Below are 14,488 nucleotides of genomic sequence, written 5' to 3'. Positions count from 1 at the left end.
TCACACGGGCCGGGCCTCGGCTGCGCGGCGACGTCCCCTCCTCGCCCGTCCGAGAACCTGAATCTCGCGGATCCAATGGAAGCTTCGGCGCAGCACTTCGCATAGTGTGGGGGAAGACATGCTCCTTCTGCCCGTGCTGCTGCTCACCTTCGGCGCGCTCCAACCCACTCCCGACGCCGCGCCCGCCTCACCGTCCCTGCCCGCACCGCCGCTCGTCGCCAGCCCGACCGCCTGCGCGCAGGAGACCGAGTACGAAGCGGGTTTCAACGCGCTCTCCCAGGGGCGAGACGTGGACGCGCTCCAACTCTTCGAGCACGTGCTGACCGCGTGCCCGCAGCATCCCTTCGCGGAGGAGATGGCCCGGCTCGCGAAGACGCGCCTCAATCCTGGCGCGCGGCTGGCCCAGGCCACCGTGATGGAGATGTCTCGCGAGACGCCCTCAGGCGGCGCGCGCGCCTCGCTCACCGTGTTCCAGACCATGCACGGCATCACCCAGGGCATCCTCCTGTGCGTCGTCGCGAACTGTAATGCGCAGACGGGCGTGGCCGTGTCCCTGCTCGGCGGCGGACTGGGGACCACCCTCGCCTTGCTGGGGTCCGCGAACGGCATCACCGCGGGACAGGCGGCGGCCATCAACTCAGGCACCATGTGGGGCCTGGGCTATGGGCTCGCCTCGATGGGGTCCATGGACCTGCACGGAGATGCACGGGTGGCCATGGTGATGGGCAGCACGCTGACCTTCACCGGCGTGGGGCTCTTCATCGCCACGCAGCTCCACCCGAGCGCGGGGCAGGTCTCCATGGCCAACTCCGGCGGCCTGTGGGCGGGCGTCATCACCGGCCTGTTCCTCGGCACCATCAATGGGAGAGACAGCCAGACGTTCTTCGCCGTGGAGCAAGGCGTCGTCTCGGCGGGAATCATCGGGATGGCGCTGCTGTCCCGCAGCGAGCCCGTGTCTCAGGGCCGCATGCTGCTCATCGACGCGGGCGGCATCCTGGGCGGACTGCTGGGCGCCAGCCTCCTCTTCATCGCCGACGAGAACAACGGCGACGCCATCCTCGTGGGCAGCGGCGTGGGGGCCCTGGCGGGATTGGCCTCGGCCACCTGGCTGACCCACAACTTCGACCTACCCGCGGCCCCCGCCGTCACGATTGCGCCCGCGCGGCTGGGACGCGGCGCGGGCGCGGGGCTCGCGGTGATGGGCCGCTTCTAGACGCGCGTGCGGCCCTGCTCGTCGCGCGGGAGGCCATCCAGCACCTCGGCCTGCACCTCCGAGGTGGGCTGGTAGCGCTGCACCTCGCGCACCACGAAGAGCGCCGCCGCCGACAGCACGCCCAGGTCATCCAGCCAGCCCAGCACGGGGATGAAGTCCGGAATCGCGTCCACCGGCGATAGGAAATAGAGCACCGCCAACACGCCGACGAGCTTCCGCCAGGTGGGCACGCGCGGGTCACGCACGTAGCGGAAGAAGCGGGTTCCCATGCCTCGGAGTCCTGCGATGTTCATACCCACCTCTACGCATGAGCGGCGCCCAGGATTGCGCCGCGTGCCCGAGGGGTGAGCGTAGGCCGTCTGGCCGCCCGGAGGACAGCCGGGCTCACTCCGGACTGTCTTCCAACACCACCGCGCGACCCGCCACCTCCAGGCGCGCTCGGCTGCCCTCGCGCAACGGGAGGTCCGCCGCGCCGCGCACCAGGAGCGCCTGTCCCGAGCACGCCACGGTGAACTCCACGCTGCTGCCCTGGAAGGCCCGCGACAACACCTCCGCGCGCAGCGCCCCACCCACCGCGACCTTGTCGGTGTCCGGCACCAGCCGCAGCGCCTCGGGCCGCAGGGACAAGAGCACGTTGCCGCGCGCCTCGCGGTCGAGCGGCAGGTTGCCCAACGCCGTGCGCGCGCCGTTGCCGAAGCCCGTGCCCGGCAAGAGGTTGGTGCCGCCCAGGAAGTACGCCACGAAGGCCGTGCGCGGATGCGCGTAGACGTCCTCGGGCGTGCCCGTCTGCGCCACCGTCCCCGAGCGCAGCACGGCCAGCCGGTCCGCGAAGGACAGCGCGTCCGCCTGCTCGTGCGTGGCGAAGAGGAGCGAGCTGCCGCGCGAGGCCAGCACGCGCCGCAGCTCGCCGCGCACCTGGGCGCGCAGCATGAAGTCCATGTCCGCGAAGGGCTCGTCCCAGACGAGCAGCCGGTGCCCGGGCAACAGCGACTGGAGCAGCGACACGCGCCGCGCCTGTCCGCGCGAGAGCGTGCCGAGCGGACGCGACTCCAGCCCGCTCAAGTTGAACAACTCCAGCAGCGCGCGGATCCGCACGAGCGAATCCTCTGGCGGACGCGCGCCCAGGCTCGCCATGAGGTGCGCTTGCACGGGCACCTGCGGCGTCGCGGGAGCGTCTCCCCACGCCGCGCCCACGCTGCGCTCCTCGGGCGGCATGAACGCGCCCGGCCCCGCCAGCACGCGCCCGTCGAGCAGGATGCTGCCCGAGTCCGGCCGCGCCAGCCCCGCCAGGAGCCGCAGGAGCGTCGTCTTGCCCGAGCCCGACGAGCCGAGCAGCGCGAAGACCTGCCCCGGCTCCATCGTCAGCGACACGCCCTCCACGGCGGAGGCGCCGGTGACGGGGTGACGCAAGGACACGGACTCGAGCGAGAGCAAGGGCATGGCGGGCGGGCACAGTACGGCCTCCCTCCGGGCAGGAAAAGCGCCACCGTGTGGCGGGCGCCAGTCCCCAACGCTCGTGCCAGAATGCCCGGCCGCCGTGCCCCTCGCCGTCGCGGAGTCGCCATGCTGCGCCCTCTCGTCGCTGGTGCCGTCCTGCTCGCCACCGCTCCCGCGCTCGCGGATCCCCCGCGCGCCACGCCCCCACCGCCGTCGCAGAACACCGCGCCGAACCCGCCTCAGAACACCGCGCAGAGCAACCCCATCAAGGCCGCCGCCGAGCGCACCCAGGCCGCGCTCGCCACCGCCCCCACCGCGAAGCCCGAGGACGTGCGCACGGTGGACGCGCTGCTCGCCGCCCTCTACGACGTCATCAGCGGGCCGCCGGGCACGCCGCGCGACTGGCAGCGGATGCGCTCCCTCTTCCACCCTGGCGCGCAGATGCTCCCCGTCAGCCGAGGCAAGGCCGCGGGCGCGGGCCTCCACGCCGCCGTCACCACCCCGGAGGAGTACATCGCCTGGGGCACCGGCTACTTCCAGACGCACGGCTTCTACGAGAAGGAGCTGTCGCGCCAGACGATGGGCTACGGCGACCTCGTCCAGGTCCTGAGCGCCTACGAGACGCGCGAGGCGCTCGACGGCCCCAGCACCTCGCGCGGCGTGAACAGCCTCCAGCTCTTCAACGACGGCACGCGCTGGTGGATCCTCGCCATCTCCTGGCTCGACGAGAAGTCCGCCGGCGTCCCGCTGCCCAAGGACTTCGCGCGCAAGTAGTCCCCGCATGCGAAGAGGGCCCGAGGGGGAGCCACCGCTCCCTCCCGAGCCCTCTGGACTCAGCTCACCTCACCGCCGGAGCGCTCAGCCCTCGGAGGGAGGCTCCTCGGACGCGGGGGCCGCGTCCCCGGACGACTCGGACGCGGACTCCGGAGCGGCCTCCGCCGCAGGCGACTCGCCCGAAGCGGATTCGCCGGGCGCGCTCGCCTCGCCTCCCCCTTCCTCGCCGCCGCCCTCCTCGTACTCGGAGGCCTCGGACTCGGGCAGCTTGGAGAGGGCCATCACCTTCTCCTCGCCGTTCTCCAGCGCGATGAGGCGCACGCCCTGCGTGTTGCGGCCGATGACGGAGATCTCCTTCACCTTCATGCGGATGAGCATTCCGCCGTTGGTGACGAGCATCACCTCGTCCGCCTCCTTCACCTGCACCAGGCCCACCACGCGGCCATTCCGCTCGGTGGTCTTGATGTCGATGATGCCCTTGCCGCCGCGCCCCTGCTGCCGGTACTCGGACTCCTGGGTGCGCTTGCCGTAGCCGTTCTCGGTGACGGTGAGGATGGCCGCGTCGTTCTCCACAACGTCCGCGCCCACCACCTCGTCGCCCTCCTCCAGCGTGATTCCCTTCACGCCGTAGGCCTGCCGGCCCATGGAGCGAACCTCTTCCTCCGGGAAGCGGATGCTCATGCCCGTCGCGGTGGACAGGAGGATGTCCTTGGTGCCGTCGGTAATCATGACGCCGACCAGCTCGTCCCCCTCGTCGATGCCCAGCGCGATGAGGCCGCTGGCGCGCACGTTGGCGAACGCGCTCAGGTCCGTGCGCTTCACCACGCCCTTCTTCGTGACGAAGAAGACGTAGCGGTTCTCCGGGAAGTCGCGCGTCACCAGCACCTGCGCCAGCCGCTCGCCCTCACCGAACTGCACCAGGTTCACAATGGCCTTGCCGCGCGAGGTGCGGCTGGCCTGCGGAATCTGGTGCACCTTCAGCGAGTACAGCTTGCCCTTGGTGGTGATGGGCATGATGTACGCGTGGGTGCTGGCCACGAAGACCTTGGTGACGAAGTCATCTTCCTTCGTCGCCGCGCCCGTCTTGCCGCGCCCGCCGCGCTTCTGCGCGCGGTACTCGGACAGGGGCGAGCGCTTCACGTAGCCCGTGTGCGAGAGGGTGACCACCATCGTCTCCTCGGCGATGAGGTCCTCGTTGGTCAGGTCATCCACCGCGCCGGTGATTTCCGTGCGGCGCTTGTCGCCGTAGCGCTCGCGGATCTCCATCAGCTCGGCCTTGATGACGCCGAGCAGGCTGCGCTCGTTGGCCAGGATGTCCTGGAGCCGGATGATGTCGCGCGCGAGCGCCACCAGCTCCCGGAACAGCTCCTCGCGCTGCAAGCCGGTGAGGCGCTGCAGGCGCATCTCCAGGATGTTCTGCGACTGCTCCTCGCTGAAGCCCGCGCCCTCGTACTTGTGCGCGAGCCCCTGGTAGCTGGGCTCCTCGCTGCGCGCGCGGGAGACGAGCAGCTCCATCTGCGCCTTGGCCTGCGCGGGGTCGATGCGCTGGAGGTCCTTGAAGCGCTCCCGCTCGTAGAGCGTGGGGGACAGGATGTTCATCAGGCCCCAGCGCGCCTCGTCCGGGTCGCGGGACGCGCGGATGAGGCTGACCACCAGGTCGATGAGGTCCTGGGCCACCAGCAGGCCCTCGACGATGTGCATGCGCGCCAGCGCCTTGCGCAGCTCGTAGCGGCTGCGGCGCGTGACCACGTCGCGGCGGTGCGCCACGAAGCGGTCCAGCATCTCCTTCAGGTTGAGCGTGCGCGGCTGGCCGCCGTCGATGGCCAGCATCACCGCGCCGAAGGTCGTCTCCAGCGACGTCATGGAGAAGAGGTTGTTGAGCACCACCTGGGCGATGGCGTCGCGCTTCAGCTCGATGACGATGCGCATGCCCTGACGGTCGCTCTCGTCACGGATGTCGCTGATGCCCTCGACCTTCTTCTCGCGCACCAGCTCGGCGATCTTCTCGATGAGGCGCGCCTTGTTCACCTGGTACGGCAGCTCGGTGACGATGAGGGACTCGCGGTCCCCCTTCTTCGTCGTCTCGATCTCCGTGCGCGCCCGGGTGGTGATGATGCCGCGGCCCGTCTCATAGGCCCGGAGGATGCCCTCGCGGCCGGTGATGATGGCGGCGGTGGGGAAGTCCGGACCGGTGATGAACTCCATCAGGTCGCGGACGGTGCACTCGGGATTGTCGATGAGGTGCAGCGTGCCGCTGATGACCTCCGTCATGTTGTGCGGCGGGATGTTGGTGGTCATGCCCACCGCGATGCCGCTGCTGCCGTTGACGAGGAGGTTGGGGAACTTCGACGGCAGGACGAGCGGCTCCTCGAGGGAGTCGTCGTAGTTGGGACCGAAGTCGACGGTCTCCTTCTCGATGTCCGCCAGCAGGTCCTCCGCCAGGCGGTCCATGCGCACTTCCGTGTAACGCATGGCCGCGGGCGAGTCGCCGTCCACCGAGCCGAAGTTGCCCTGGCCATCCACCAGCAGGTAGCGAAGGCTCCACTCCTGCGCCAGGCGCACCATGGCCTCGTACACCGAGGAATCGCCGTGCGGGTGGTACTTACCGATGACGTCACCCACGACGCGCGCGCTCTTCTTGTACGCGCGGTTGTGGGTGTTCCCCAGGTCGTTCATCGCGAACAACACGCGGCGATGCACGGGCTTGAGGCCGTCGCGCACGTCGGGCAGCGCGCGCCCGATGATGACGGACATCGAGTAGTCGAGATACGAGCGGCGCATCTCGTCTTCGATGTTCACGGGGATGAGCTCCCCGGCGCTTCCCGGAGGGGGCGCGGGGGGCATTGCCGGCTTGTCGGTCGTGTCGTCAGCCATGGGCTCTGGAAGGGTGATGGACGGGGCCGCAGCGCGGGGCGCCGTCACATGGGTGAGCGTTCGTAACCCCCGGATTTCCCTACGTCAACAGAGGAAACAAGGCAGTGATGACCCGCGCGCCCGCCCGCTCGGCGGAGGGGCGCGAAAAAGGGTCCGGGAGGCCCTTTTCTGAACGCCTGAGCGGCCTGTTTCAAGCCGGGTTTCGCAGGGGCGCGGCCAGCCGCTCCGCTTCGAGTCCGGCGGGCCCCTCGGGGTCCTGCTGACGGGCCTTCTCGAAGGCCGCCAGGGCCCCATCCCGGTCGCCTTTCAGCTTGAGCGCCACGCCCATGTTGAGGTGCGCGCCGGCGTTGTCGCGGTCCATGTTCAGGGCCTCGCGGAACAGGGCGAGCGCCTGGTCCATGTCGCCGGACAGCAGGGCCTCCCGGCCAGCCTGTACGCGCTTGTCCGCGTCGTTCACCAGCTCCACCTGGAACACACTGCCACCCACCACGTTGGCGATGAGCATGCGCAGGATTCCGCCCCAGTAGAAGGTCAGCCCCTCGGCGGCCACCACCGCGGCGAAGGGCAGGTCGGGCAGCAGCTGCTTGCCCCGGAACTTGAAGCGCACCTTGGTGTAGCGGCCCTTGTTGGCCCAGTGGACCAGCTCCCCTTGCAGCTTCTTGAGGCCCTCCTCCACGCGCTTGGGGTCGATCTCGAATGGGAGCACGCGCCCTGGGAGATCGCCGCCCGAGGGCAGCGCGCGAGGCTCGGCGCGCACGTCGTCGAACACGGGCTCGGCCTCCAGCACCGGCGACTCGCTCCGGCGCGCGGGCAGCTTCCGAGCCGCAGGGGCCTTCTCTCGTGCCGCTGCCTTCCGAGCCACAGGCGCCTTCCGCGTCCCGGCCCCGTTCCTCGCGGGAGCCTTCTTCTTCACGGGAGCCTGCTTCGCCTTCGCCGAGGACTTCTTTCGGGGGGAACTCTTGGCCATGTCCGTACTCTAAGCGAGCCCCTCATTCAGCGCTTGTCCCCCTCTCCGGGGCGCACGCGCGAGCACGCGGGCCTTCGTGGAAGAATCGCCGGGCTCCCCTCACCTGGAAGACCCCATCCATGACGCGTGCACGGTCCGCCCTCCTCCCGTCCCTCCTGCTCCTCACCGCCCCCATGGCCCAGGCGGCCTCGCCCGCGGTGCCCGCCGCGGAAGGGGCCTGGCCACGCATCCGCAAGGAGCGCATCCAGAAGCTGCTGCCCTCGGCCATGGCGCAGGCAAAGGTGGATGCCTGGGTGGTCATCTGCCGCGAGAACGACAACGACCCGTTGGCCGCGCACGTGGGCTGCGAGAACGCGGGAGGCACCGCCGCGTTCCTCTTCTTCCGCGAGGGTGACCGCGTGCGCTCCGTGGGGCTGTCCCCCGCGGGCGAGGCCGTCGCGCTCCGAGACATGAACCTGCTCGACGAGGTCATCGCGTTCGAGCGCGGCGCGAGCGTGTACACGAAGGTGGCCGAGCAATTGGCCCAGGCGAAGTCCGCGCGCGTGGCCATCAACGCGTCCGAGTCCGTCACGGTAGCGGATGGCCTGTCCGCCACGCAGCGGGCGGCGCTGGAGAAGGCGCTGCCGCCCGCGCTGCGCAAGCGGCTGGTGTCCTCCGAGGACCTGGTGAGCGAGTGGATGGCGGTGAAGCTGCCCGAGGAGGTGGACATCCTGCGCCGCGCCGCCGCCCTCACCGCGAAGCTGGAGGAAGAGGCGTACCGCGCGGTGGTGCCGGGCAAGACGCGCGACTCGGACGTGGCGCGCTTCCTGCGCCAGCGCATGGCGGAGCTGGGCGTGGGTGACGCCTGGGCGCCGGACCAGAACCCCAACGTCAACAGCGGCCCCACGCGCGGACACTCCAACGCCACCGACCGCGTCATCCAGCCCGGGGACTTCATCCAGACGGACTTCGGCATCCGCGTGGGCGGCGCGTGGGGCACGGACATCCAGCGCTTCGCCTATGTCCTGGCCCCGGGCGAGACCCAGCCCTCGAAGGAGGCGCTGGCCAGGTGGGAGAAGTCCAAGAAAGGCAGCCGCGTGGCGCTGGCCGCCATGAGGCCCGGCGCGCGCGGCTACGACGTGGACAAGGCCCAGCGCGACTGGATGCGCGAGGCCGGCTCCGAGGGCGTCATGTGGGGCACGGGGCACCCGGTGGGCTACTGGGCGCATGACGCGGGGCCGGCGCTGTCCGGCGCGGCCTCGGGCAAGCCGCCCACGGGCTCGGCGCTGCGCGTGCTGCGCCCCGGACAGGTCTTCGCCTTCGACGGCTTCTTCGCGTGGAAGGTGGGCGAGCCAGATCAGCTGCGCATCCTCTCCGTGGAGGAGATGGCGGTCGTCACCGACACCGGCGCCGAGTACCTCAACCCGCCCCAGGAGGACCTCATCCTCATCCCCTCGCCGGACGCCCCCCACCAGCCCTGATAGGATGCGCGCGCCCACGCGCAGCCGGCCGGAGGGGACGCGGATGAAGACGGTGTTGATCATCGACGACGACGTCTTCGTCCTCGTGACCGTGGGGGACCTGCTGCGCAAGGCGGGCTACCAGGTCCTCACGGTCCAGACGCCCGAGGAGGCCTTCGACCTGGACGTGGCCAGCGTGTCCGCCATCCTCTGCGACTACAACATGCCGAGGATGACGGGCACCGACGTGCTCATCGCCATGCGCGAGTTGAAGGACTGCCGCGCGCCCTTCATCTTCCTCACCGGACACGAGGCGCTGGATGACCTGTTGTCCGTGGCCATCCGCTACAACGCGGAGCTCTTGCCCAAGCCCATCGACCCCGCGGAGTTGACGCGGCTGTTGCAAAAGCAACTCAACTCCGCGGCGGCGTGACTCAGCCGAGCACCGCCACCAGCTGGCGGCACTGGGCCAGCAGCAGGCCGTCCTCGGTCCAGAGCTGCTGGAACTCCTCCGAGTAGCCCTCGGAGGCCTGCCGCGAGCGCCCCACGCGCAGGTAGTGCATGTCCGGCCGCAGGCCCTCGCGCGGCAGGGAATGGAAGAAGTGGACGGTGAAGTCCACGGACGCGGCGGGACGGAAGCCCTCCACGCGCGACAGCACGGACGGCGGATACGCGTCCATGAGCCCCACGAGCAGCGCGGCGTCCAGCGTCAGCGGCTCGCGAGGCCGCAGCCAGCCGCCCACCTCCGCCGTGTCCGCGCCCGAGTACGGGGCCGCGCCCACGCAGTAGCGGTACTCGAAGAAGCGACAGAAGTCCGGCATGGGCGCGTCGTCCGGCACCATCCCCACCTCCGAGGGCGGAGGTACCTGGGGCATGACCCACTCGTCGTAGGTGACCGCGCCCGAGCGCGTGCCGCCGAAGGTCGCGGTGGCCACGCACACCACGCCGGCCGCGTTCTCCGCCCGCGCGGTGGCGTGCGTGACGAGCTTCCCCGCGCGCTCCAGCCGGGTGTGAATCTCCGCGGGCCCCTCCACCGCGGGCGAGCAGAAGTGCGCGGTGAACGAGCGCACCGGCCGGCCCGCGTCCGCCACGTGGTGCTCCATCGCGCGGAGCACCTGCCCCGCCACCACGCCTCCGTAGGCGCCCTTCCCCTGGTACCAAGGGGTCGTGTAGCGCGCGAGGTAGTGCCCCGGGTTGAGGGGCTCGACGAGGGTGGCGGCGAGGAAGGCGGCGGTCATGGCGCGCGGCACCGTATCAGGCCGCGCGCCCCGTGCCCCACGCCCGCTCGCCTTCCAATCAGGCGGGCTTCATCCTTGGTAGACCTCGTCCTGCTCGATGCGGCTGAGCACCCAGTCGAACTCGCCGGAGGACACGCGCGCCTGGCAGTGCGTGCAGTGGCCCGCCATGTTGATGGACAGGGGCGCGCCGCAGGACGGGCAGTACCGCGCATCCGCGGGCACGCCCTTCACGCCGACGCCGCGGATGAGGGTCCAGTACTCGCTGTACACGCGCTCGCGCATGCGGCTGCCGCCCACCACCTGCTGCCGGTTCGCCTCGCGCACGGTGTAGTCGAGGCCGGTGGCGAACACGCGGAAGGTGACCGCGTGGTAGTAGCGGTCGCTCGTCACGCGGACCAACTCCGTGCGGGTGATGCGCGCGTTCTCGGAGATGTTGCGCAGGCCCGCCGCGCGGTACGCGTTCATCCAGTAGAGCTGCGTCTGGAAGAGGTTGTCGCTCACGCACGGGCGCGAGCGCTCCCATATCAGTTCGGACCAGGCGATCTGGATTTCATCGAAGATGAACTGCACACGCTGACGGAGGCTCGTGAGCGAGAGGTCTCCATCATCGGCCATGATTTCCCGCAGCCCCTCGCGCGCGCTCGGATCCACCACGGTCCGAAGCTGCGTGCCCTCCTCCTCCGTCGTGCCAGTGAGCTGCGGGCCTCGCGCCTCGCGCGCCACCTCTCGTACCTGGGTGATGACCCAGTCGAACTCGCCCGTGTTCACGATCTGCTCGCAGTACGAACAGGTGTAGCCCTGCATCGCATCCAGCGCGGCGCCGCAGTTGGGGCACTTGAAGACACGGGCCTCCTCGGGCGGACGCGAGCGGGCCGACGTGGCTCGCTCCAGCGCCCACTCCTCGGCCACGTACCAGCTCTGGTCGCGCTCGCCGTCGTTCACCTCGGTGTAGTTCGCCTCGAAGCGGACCTTCACGATGACGACCTGGCTCTCCGGGCGGATGTCCGACACGGAGAGGTAGTGGAGCGCGCCCACCACCACGGCCTTCACCTGCATCACCTCGCCCATCCGCGAGAAGTGCTCCATCGCGGCCTCGGACAGGTAGGCCGACATGTTGTCCAGCCGGCCCTCGCCCCGCGCCGTGTGGACGCGCGCATACAGCGCGGAGAGGAAGTCCTCGAACAGGATGACGGAGAAGTCCGGGTCGAACGGCTCCATGTGCCCGTCCGAATTGCGCGCCCCCACCGTGCGGAGCTTCGCCAGCTTGTTGCGCAGCGAGCCCAGCGGGCGCGGCGGCGGCTGATAGTCCGGCGTCTCCGACGAGGCCCAGGACACCGGCTCCTTTCGCGTCGCCTTCACGAGCACGATGGCGATGAAGAACACGAACACGAACAGCAGGAAGGTCCAATCCCCGTTGTTCGAGTGGGTCCCCACGGACACTCCGCCCACGCTGATGCGCGTGCTGGAGGACGACGAGCCCCAGCTCCGCCCACCGGACGAGCCTCGGCTGCCCGAGGAACCCCGGCTGCTCGAGCCACTGAACGAGTGACCGCCGCCCGGACGGGCCTCGGCGTCGGGCACGCTCAGAACGCCGCACAGGAGCAAGGGCGCGAGCAGCGCCATCCACCGCAGCGAGCGACGCGGCGCCCTCACGCCACGGCCTCGGGCATGTCGGGCAGCTCGTTCACATCATCCTCCAGCCGAGGCAGGACGCGAGCGAGCGGGTGCTCGAAGCGACGCAGCGCCTCGAAGAAGGGCTCGGGCGCGGCCGAGGTGGCCACCGCGGTGCTCAACGCGTCCAGCACCGAGCGCCACTCGGGCCCCAGCGCCTGCGCATCCACGCCGATGTCCGCCACCACCTCCACGCGCCGCTCGAAGTGCGACACGAACACGAGGATGCCGGTGCGCCGCGAGGTGCGCGACACGCCCAGCTCAACGAAGGCCGCGTTCGCGGCCGTGCGCACCGAGGTCTCTTGCAGCGTCCGGGACACGAGCTTCCTCCTCAGCGCTGGCAGGCTCGCGCACCCCACCGCGCCCAGGGCGAAGGCCAGCACCACGCCCAGGGGGAACAGCTCCAACGCGAGTTCCTGGGGGACGTATAGGAGGCCAAGCAGCGCGACGAAAGCGAGCGCCGCGCCGGCCACGTAATCCGCGTGACGGTAGTGGCCCGAGGCGGCGCGCACGGCGATGACCACCTCCGCCGAGGTCCGGGACTCGATGGCCGCGACCACCTCGGCGGCGCGCTTGCGGGTGGACTCCTCGAAGAGGGGCGGGCTCCGGCGGGACAAGGACATGGCGTGACAGCGTAACCGGCATGGGCGCGCCAGAACACCCGCCGCCCGCTCGGCCCTCAGGAGGGCAGCGTCCAGTCGATGGGCTCGCGGCCCCGCTTCTCCAATTCTGCGTTGACGGTGCTGAACGGGCGGCTGCCGAAGAAGCCGCTCTTGGCGGACAGCGGCGAAGGGTGCGTCCCCTTGATGATGACGTGCCGGCTCGCGTCGATGAGGGGCTCCTTCTTCTGGGCGTATTTGCCCCACAGGAGGAAGACCACGGGCTTCGGCCCACGGCTCACCGCGCGGATGACGGCGTCCGTGAAGTCCTCCCAGCCATGGCCCGCGTGGCTGTTGGGCTCGGCCTGGCGCACCGTCAACACGGCGTTGAGCAGCAGCACGCCTTGCTGGGCCCACGGCACGAGCGAGCCATCGCGCGGCCTGGGCGCGCCCTCGTCGCTGTGGAGTTCCTTGAAGATGTTCACGAGCGAGGGCGGCACCGCGACGCCCGGATGCACCGAGAACGCCAGCCCGTTGGCCTGTCCCGGGCCGTGATACGGGTCCTGCCCCAGCAGCAGCACGCGCACCGCGTCCGGCGGCGTGAGCCGGAAGGCGGAGAACAGCTCGTCCTCGGGCGGGAACACGGTGAAGCGCTCGCGCTCCTCGGCCACGAAGCGCTCCAGCTTCGCGAAGGACGGCGAGGCCAACGCCTCGCTCAGGAGCTGTTTCCACTCATCGGGCAGCTGGTCCGCCAGCATGGGTTCCTCCAGGGGGGCGGGCATTGAAGCATCCGTCCCACCTGCCCGCTCGCTTCTTTTCGCGCGCGATTTCCCCGGGGGTTCTCCTGGTGGCCGCGGCGGACATTTGGGCTCGGGGAGCGGGGCGCGCTAACCTGCCGCCGCCATGTCGATGTACAACGAGTCACTCCGCGCCTTCCTCAAGCCCGTCCTCCCATACCTGGACGACGAGTCGGTGTCGGAGATCATGATCAACGGCCCCACCGATGTGTGGATTGAACGCCGGGGCCAGCTCACGCGCACCGAGGCGACCTTCACGGAGGAAGGCCTGCTGGGCGCCGCGCGCAACATGGCCCAGTTCGTGGGCCGCATGCTCAACGAGGAGCGTCCTCGTCTGGATGCGCGCCTCCCGGATGGAAGCCGCATCCACGTGGTGATTGCGCCCATCGCGCGCAAGGGCACCACCATCTCCATCCGCAAGTTCTTCAAGGAGAAGCTGACCATTGACGCGCTGCTGCGCTTCAGGTCGCTCACCAAGCCCATGGCGCGCCTCATCGAGGCGGGCATCGCCACCAAGCTGAACATGCTGGTGGCGGGCGGCACGGGCTCCGGCAAGACGACGCTGCTCAACATCGTCTCGTCGCTCATCCCCGACGAGGAGCGCATCCTCACCATCGAGGACTCCGCCGAGCTCCAGCTCAACCAGACCCACGTCGTCCCCTTCGAGTCCCGGCCCGCCGACAAGTTCGGCAAGGGTCAGGTGGACATGGGTGACCTGCTCCACTCGGCGCTGCGTCTGCGCCCGGACCGCATCGTGGTCGGCGAGGTGCGTGGCGGCGAGGCCTTCCACCTCATGCAGGCCATGAACACGGGCCACGGCGGCTCGCTGGCCACCACGCACGCCAACACGCCCACGGACACGCTGCGCCGCATCGAGTCGCTGTGCCTCATGTCCGGCGTGGAGCTGCCCATGGTCGCCGTGCGCGCCCAGGTGGCCAGCGCCATCAACTTCATCATCTGCTGCGAGCGCTACCATGACGGTAGCCGCAAGACGAGCGCCCTGTCGGAGGTGCTGCCCCTCAACGAGAAGGGCGACTACCGCACCCAGGACATCTTCGTCTTCACGCCCGTGACCAAGGACGAGGAAGGCCACATCCTCGGGTACCACGCGCCCACCGGCATCATCCCCAACTTCGTCGCCAAGGCGCGGGCGTACGGCTTCGGCGACCTGGAGGAGTCCTTCTTCGACCCGGTCACCTACGGCCTGCCGCCGCCGCCGGTCTTCCACGCGGGCGAGTCCTACACCGTGCGCTGGGCCCCCTCGCTGAAGCACCGCGAGTCCGGCCACCCGGATCCCGACAGCTACAAGACGGAGTGGGCGCGCTTCGAGCAGCGCCTGCGCGACGAGGCCCGCGACGCCAAGGCCGCCGCGCCCAAGCCGCCGCCGGCCGCGCAGGTGCAGGTCCCCGCCGCGCTGCCCGCGAGCGCCGCTCGGCCGCCACCCGCCAAGCCCGCCGCGCCCACGCCTCCTCCCGCGAA

13 protein-coding genes are annotated in these 14,488 nt (G+C 70.2%); 5 read left to right on the top strand and 8 right to left on the bottom strand.

The features are described from left to right. Nucleotides 1–118 precede the first annotated feature (118 nt). A complete protein-coding gene (locus KRR26_RS24735; RefSeq protein WP_120204469.1) occupies nucleotides 119–1,213 on the top strand; it encodes a hypothetical protein in 1,095 nt (364 codons plus the stop codon). Here the strand turns inward: KRR26_RS24735 and KRR26_RS24730 are convergent. Then, entirely contained in the window at nucleotides 1,210–1,506 is a 297-nt protein-coding gene (locus tag KRR26_RS24730) for a YkvA family protein (RefSeq protein WP_233576778.1), read from the bottom strand. The two genes, KRR26_RS24735 and KRR26_RS24730, sit on opposite strands and share 4 nt — an antisense overlap. Before the next feature lie 91 nt (nucleotides 1,507–1,597). Next, entirely contained in the window at nucleotides 1,598–2,653 is a 1,056-nt protein-coding gene (locus tag KRR26_RS24725; RefSeq protein ID WP_120204467.1) for an ABC transporter ATP-binding protein, read from the bottom strand. A 123-nt stretch (nucleotides 2,654–2,776) separates the two neighbouring features. On the opposite strand from KRR26_RS24725, the gene KRR26_RS24720 reads away from it, so the two are divergent. After that, nucleotides 2,777–3,424 (top strand): nuclear transport factor 2 family protein, encoded by a 648-nt coding sequence (locus KRR26_RS24720; RefSeq protein WP_217081022.1) that lies wholly within the window; start codon nucleotides 2,777–2,779, stop codon nucleotides 3,422–3,424. A gap of 84 nt (nucleotides 3,425–3,508) precedes the next feature. On the opposite strand, the gene gyrA is transcribed toward KRR26_RS24720, so the two are convergent. Then, complete coding sequence (gene gyrA / locus KRR26_RS24715; protein ID WP_217081021.1) at nucleotides 3,509–6,298, bottom strand: DNA gyrase subunit A; 2,790 nt, start codon at nucleotides 6,296–6,298, stop codon at nucleotides 3,509–3,511. Between the two features lie 190 nt (nucleotides 6,299–6,488). Further along, a complete protein-coding gene (locus tag KRR26_RS24710) occupies nucleotides 6,489–7,265 on the bottom strand; it encodes a tetratricopeptide repeat protein (RefSeq protein WP_120204463.1) in 777 nt (258 codons plus the stop codon). A gap of 119 nt (nucleotides 7,266–7,384) precedes the next feature. Here KRR26_RS24710 and KRR26_RS24705 point away from each other — a divergent pair, with 119 nt between their 5' ends. Together KRR26_RS24705 and KRR26_RS24700 are read left to right on the top strand one after the other, a co-directional pair. After that, complete coding sequence (locus KRR26_RS24705) at nucleotides 7,385–8,725, top strand: M24 family metallopeptidase (RefSeq protein WP_217081020.1); 1,341 nt, start codon at nucleotides 7,385–7,387, stop codon at nucleotides 8,723–8,725. A 43-nt stretch (nucleotides 8,726–8,768) separates the two neighbouring features. Next, on the top strand, nucleotides 8,769–9,137 hold the full coding sequence (locus KRR26_RS24700) for a response regulator (protein WP_120204460.1): 369 nt from the start codon (nucleotides 8,769–8,771) through the stop codon (nucleotides 9,135–9,137). A gap of 1 nt (nucleotide 9,138) precedes the next feature. Here KRR26_RS24700 and KRR26_RS24695 read toward each other — a convergent pair whose 3' ends face one another. From KRR26_RS24695 to ung, 4 genes are all read right to left on the bottom strand, one after another. Further along, a complete protein-coding gene (locus tag KRR26_RS24695; RefSeq protein WP_120204458.1) occupies nucleotides 9,139–9,942 on the bottom strand; it encodes an acyl-CoA thioesterase in 804 nt (267 codons plus the stop codon). 69 nt (nucleotides 9,943–10,011) lie between these two features. Next, nucleotides 10,012–11,595, bottom strand: a complete 1,584-nt coding sequence (locus KRR26_RS37690; RefSeq protein WP_147422920.1) for a TIM44-like domain-containing protein — start codon at nucleotides 11,593–11,595, stop codon at nucleotides 10,012–10,014. Then, entirely contained in the window at nucleotides 11,592–12,236 is a 645-nt protein-coding gene (locus KRR26_RS24685) for a hypothetical protein (RefSeq protein WP_120204455.1), read from the bottom strand. The genes KRR26_RS37690 and KRR26_RS24685 overlap by 4 nt, the downstream gene beginning before the upstream one ends. A gap of 56 nt (nucleotides 12,237–12,292) precedes the next feature. Continuing rightward, complete coding sequence (ung, locus tag KRR26_RS24680; protein ID WP_120204453.1) at nucleotides 12,293–12,970, bottom strand: uracil-DNA glycosylase; 678 nt, start codon at nucleotides 12,968–12,970, stop codon at nucleotides 12,293–12,295. A gap of 145 nt (nucleotides 12,971–13,115) precedes the next feature. On the opposite strand from ung, the gene KRR26_RS24675 reads away from it, so the two are divergent. Further along, nucleotides 13,116–14,488: CpaF family protein (locus KRR26_RS24675; protein WP_217081019.1), on the top strand; the 1,373-nt coding region annotated here is incomplete at its 3' end.

This window comes from Citreicoccus inhibens, assembly GCF_019039035.1.
In the GTDB taxonomy this organism is placed as follows: domain Bacteria; phylum Myxococcota; class Myxococcia; order Myxococcales; family Myxococcaceae; genus Citreicoccus; species Citreicoccus inhibens.
The sequence above is the reverse complement of the archived record's forward strand: the minus strand, read 5'-3'. Positions and strand labels throughout refer to the sequence as shown.

Bases quoted from the DNA above. Each gene is read 5' to 3' on its own strand.
- gyrA (WP_217081021.1), bottom strand. From the start codon at position 6,298: ATGGCTGACGACACGACCGACAAGCCGGCAATGCCCCCCGCGCCCCCT.
- KRR26_RS24710 (WP_120204463.1), bottom strand. From the start codon at position 7,265: ATGGCCAAGAGTTCCCCCCGAAAGAAGTCCTCGGCGAAGGCGAAGCAG.
- KRR26_RS24685 (WP_120204455.1), bottom strand. From the start codon at position 12,236: ATGTCCTTGTCCCGCCGGAGCCCGCCCCTCTTCGAGGAGTCCACCCGC.
- ung (WP_120204453.1), bottom strand. From the start codon at position 12,970: ATGCTGGCGGACCAGCTGCCCGATGAGTGGAAACAGCTCCTGAGCGAG.
- KRR26_RS24730 (WP_233576778.1), bottom strand. From the start codon at position 1,506: ATGAACATCGCAGGACTCCGAGGCATGGGAACCCGCTTCTTCCGCTAC.
- KRR26_RS24735 (WP_120204469.1), top strand. From the start codon at position 119: ATGCTCCTTCTGCCCGTGCTGCTGCTCACCTTCGGCGCGCTCCAACCC.
- KRR26_RS24700 (WP_120204460.1), top strand. From the start codon at position 8,769: ATGAAGACGGTGTTGATCATCGACGACGACGTCTTCGTCCTCGTGACC.
- KRR26_RS24695 (WP_120204458.1), bottom strand. From the start codon at position 9,942: ATGACCGCCGCCTTCCTCGCCGCCACCCTCGTCGAGCCCCTCAACCCG.
- KRR26_RS24705 (WP_217081020.1), top strand. From the start codon at position 7,385: ATGACGCGTGCACGGTCCGCCCTCCTCCCGTCCCTCCTGCTCCTCACC.
- KRR26_RS24720 (WP_217081022.1), top strand. From the start codon at position 2,777: ATGCTGCGCCCTCTCGTCGCTGGTGCCGTCCTGCTCGCCACCGCTCCC.
- KRR26_RS24725 (WP_120204467.1), bottom strand. From the start codon at position 2,653: ATGCCCTTGCTCTCGCTCGAGTCCGTGTCCTTGCGTCACCCCGTCACC.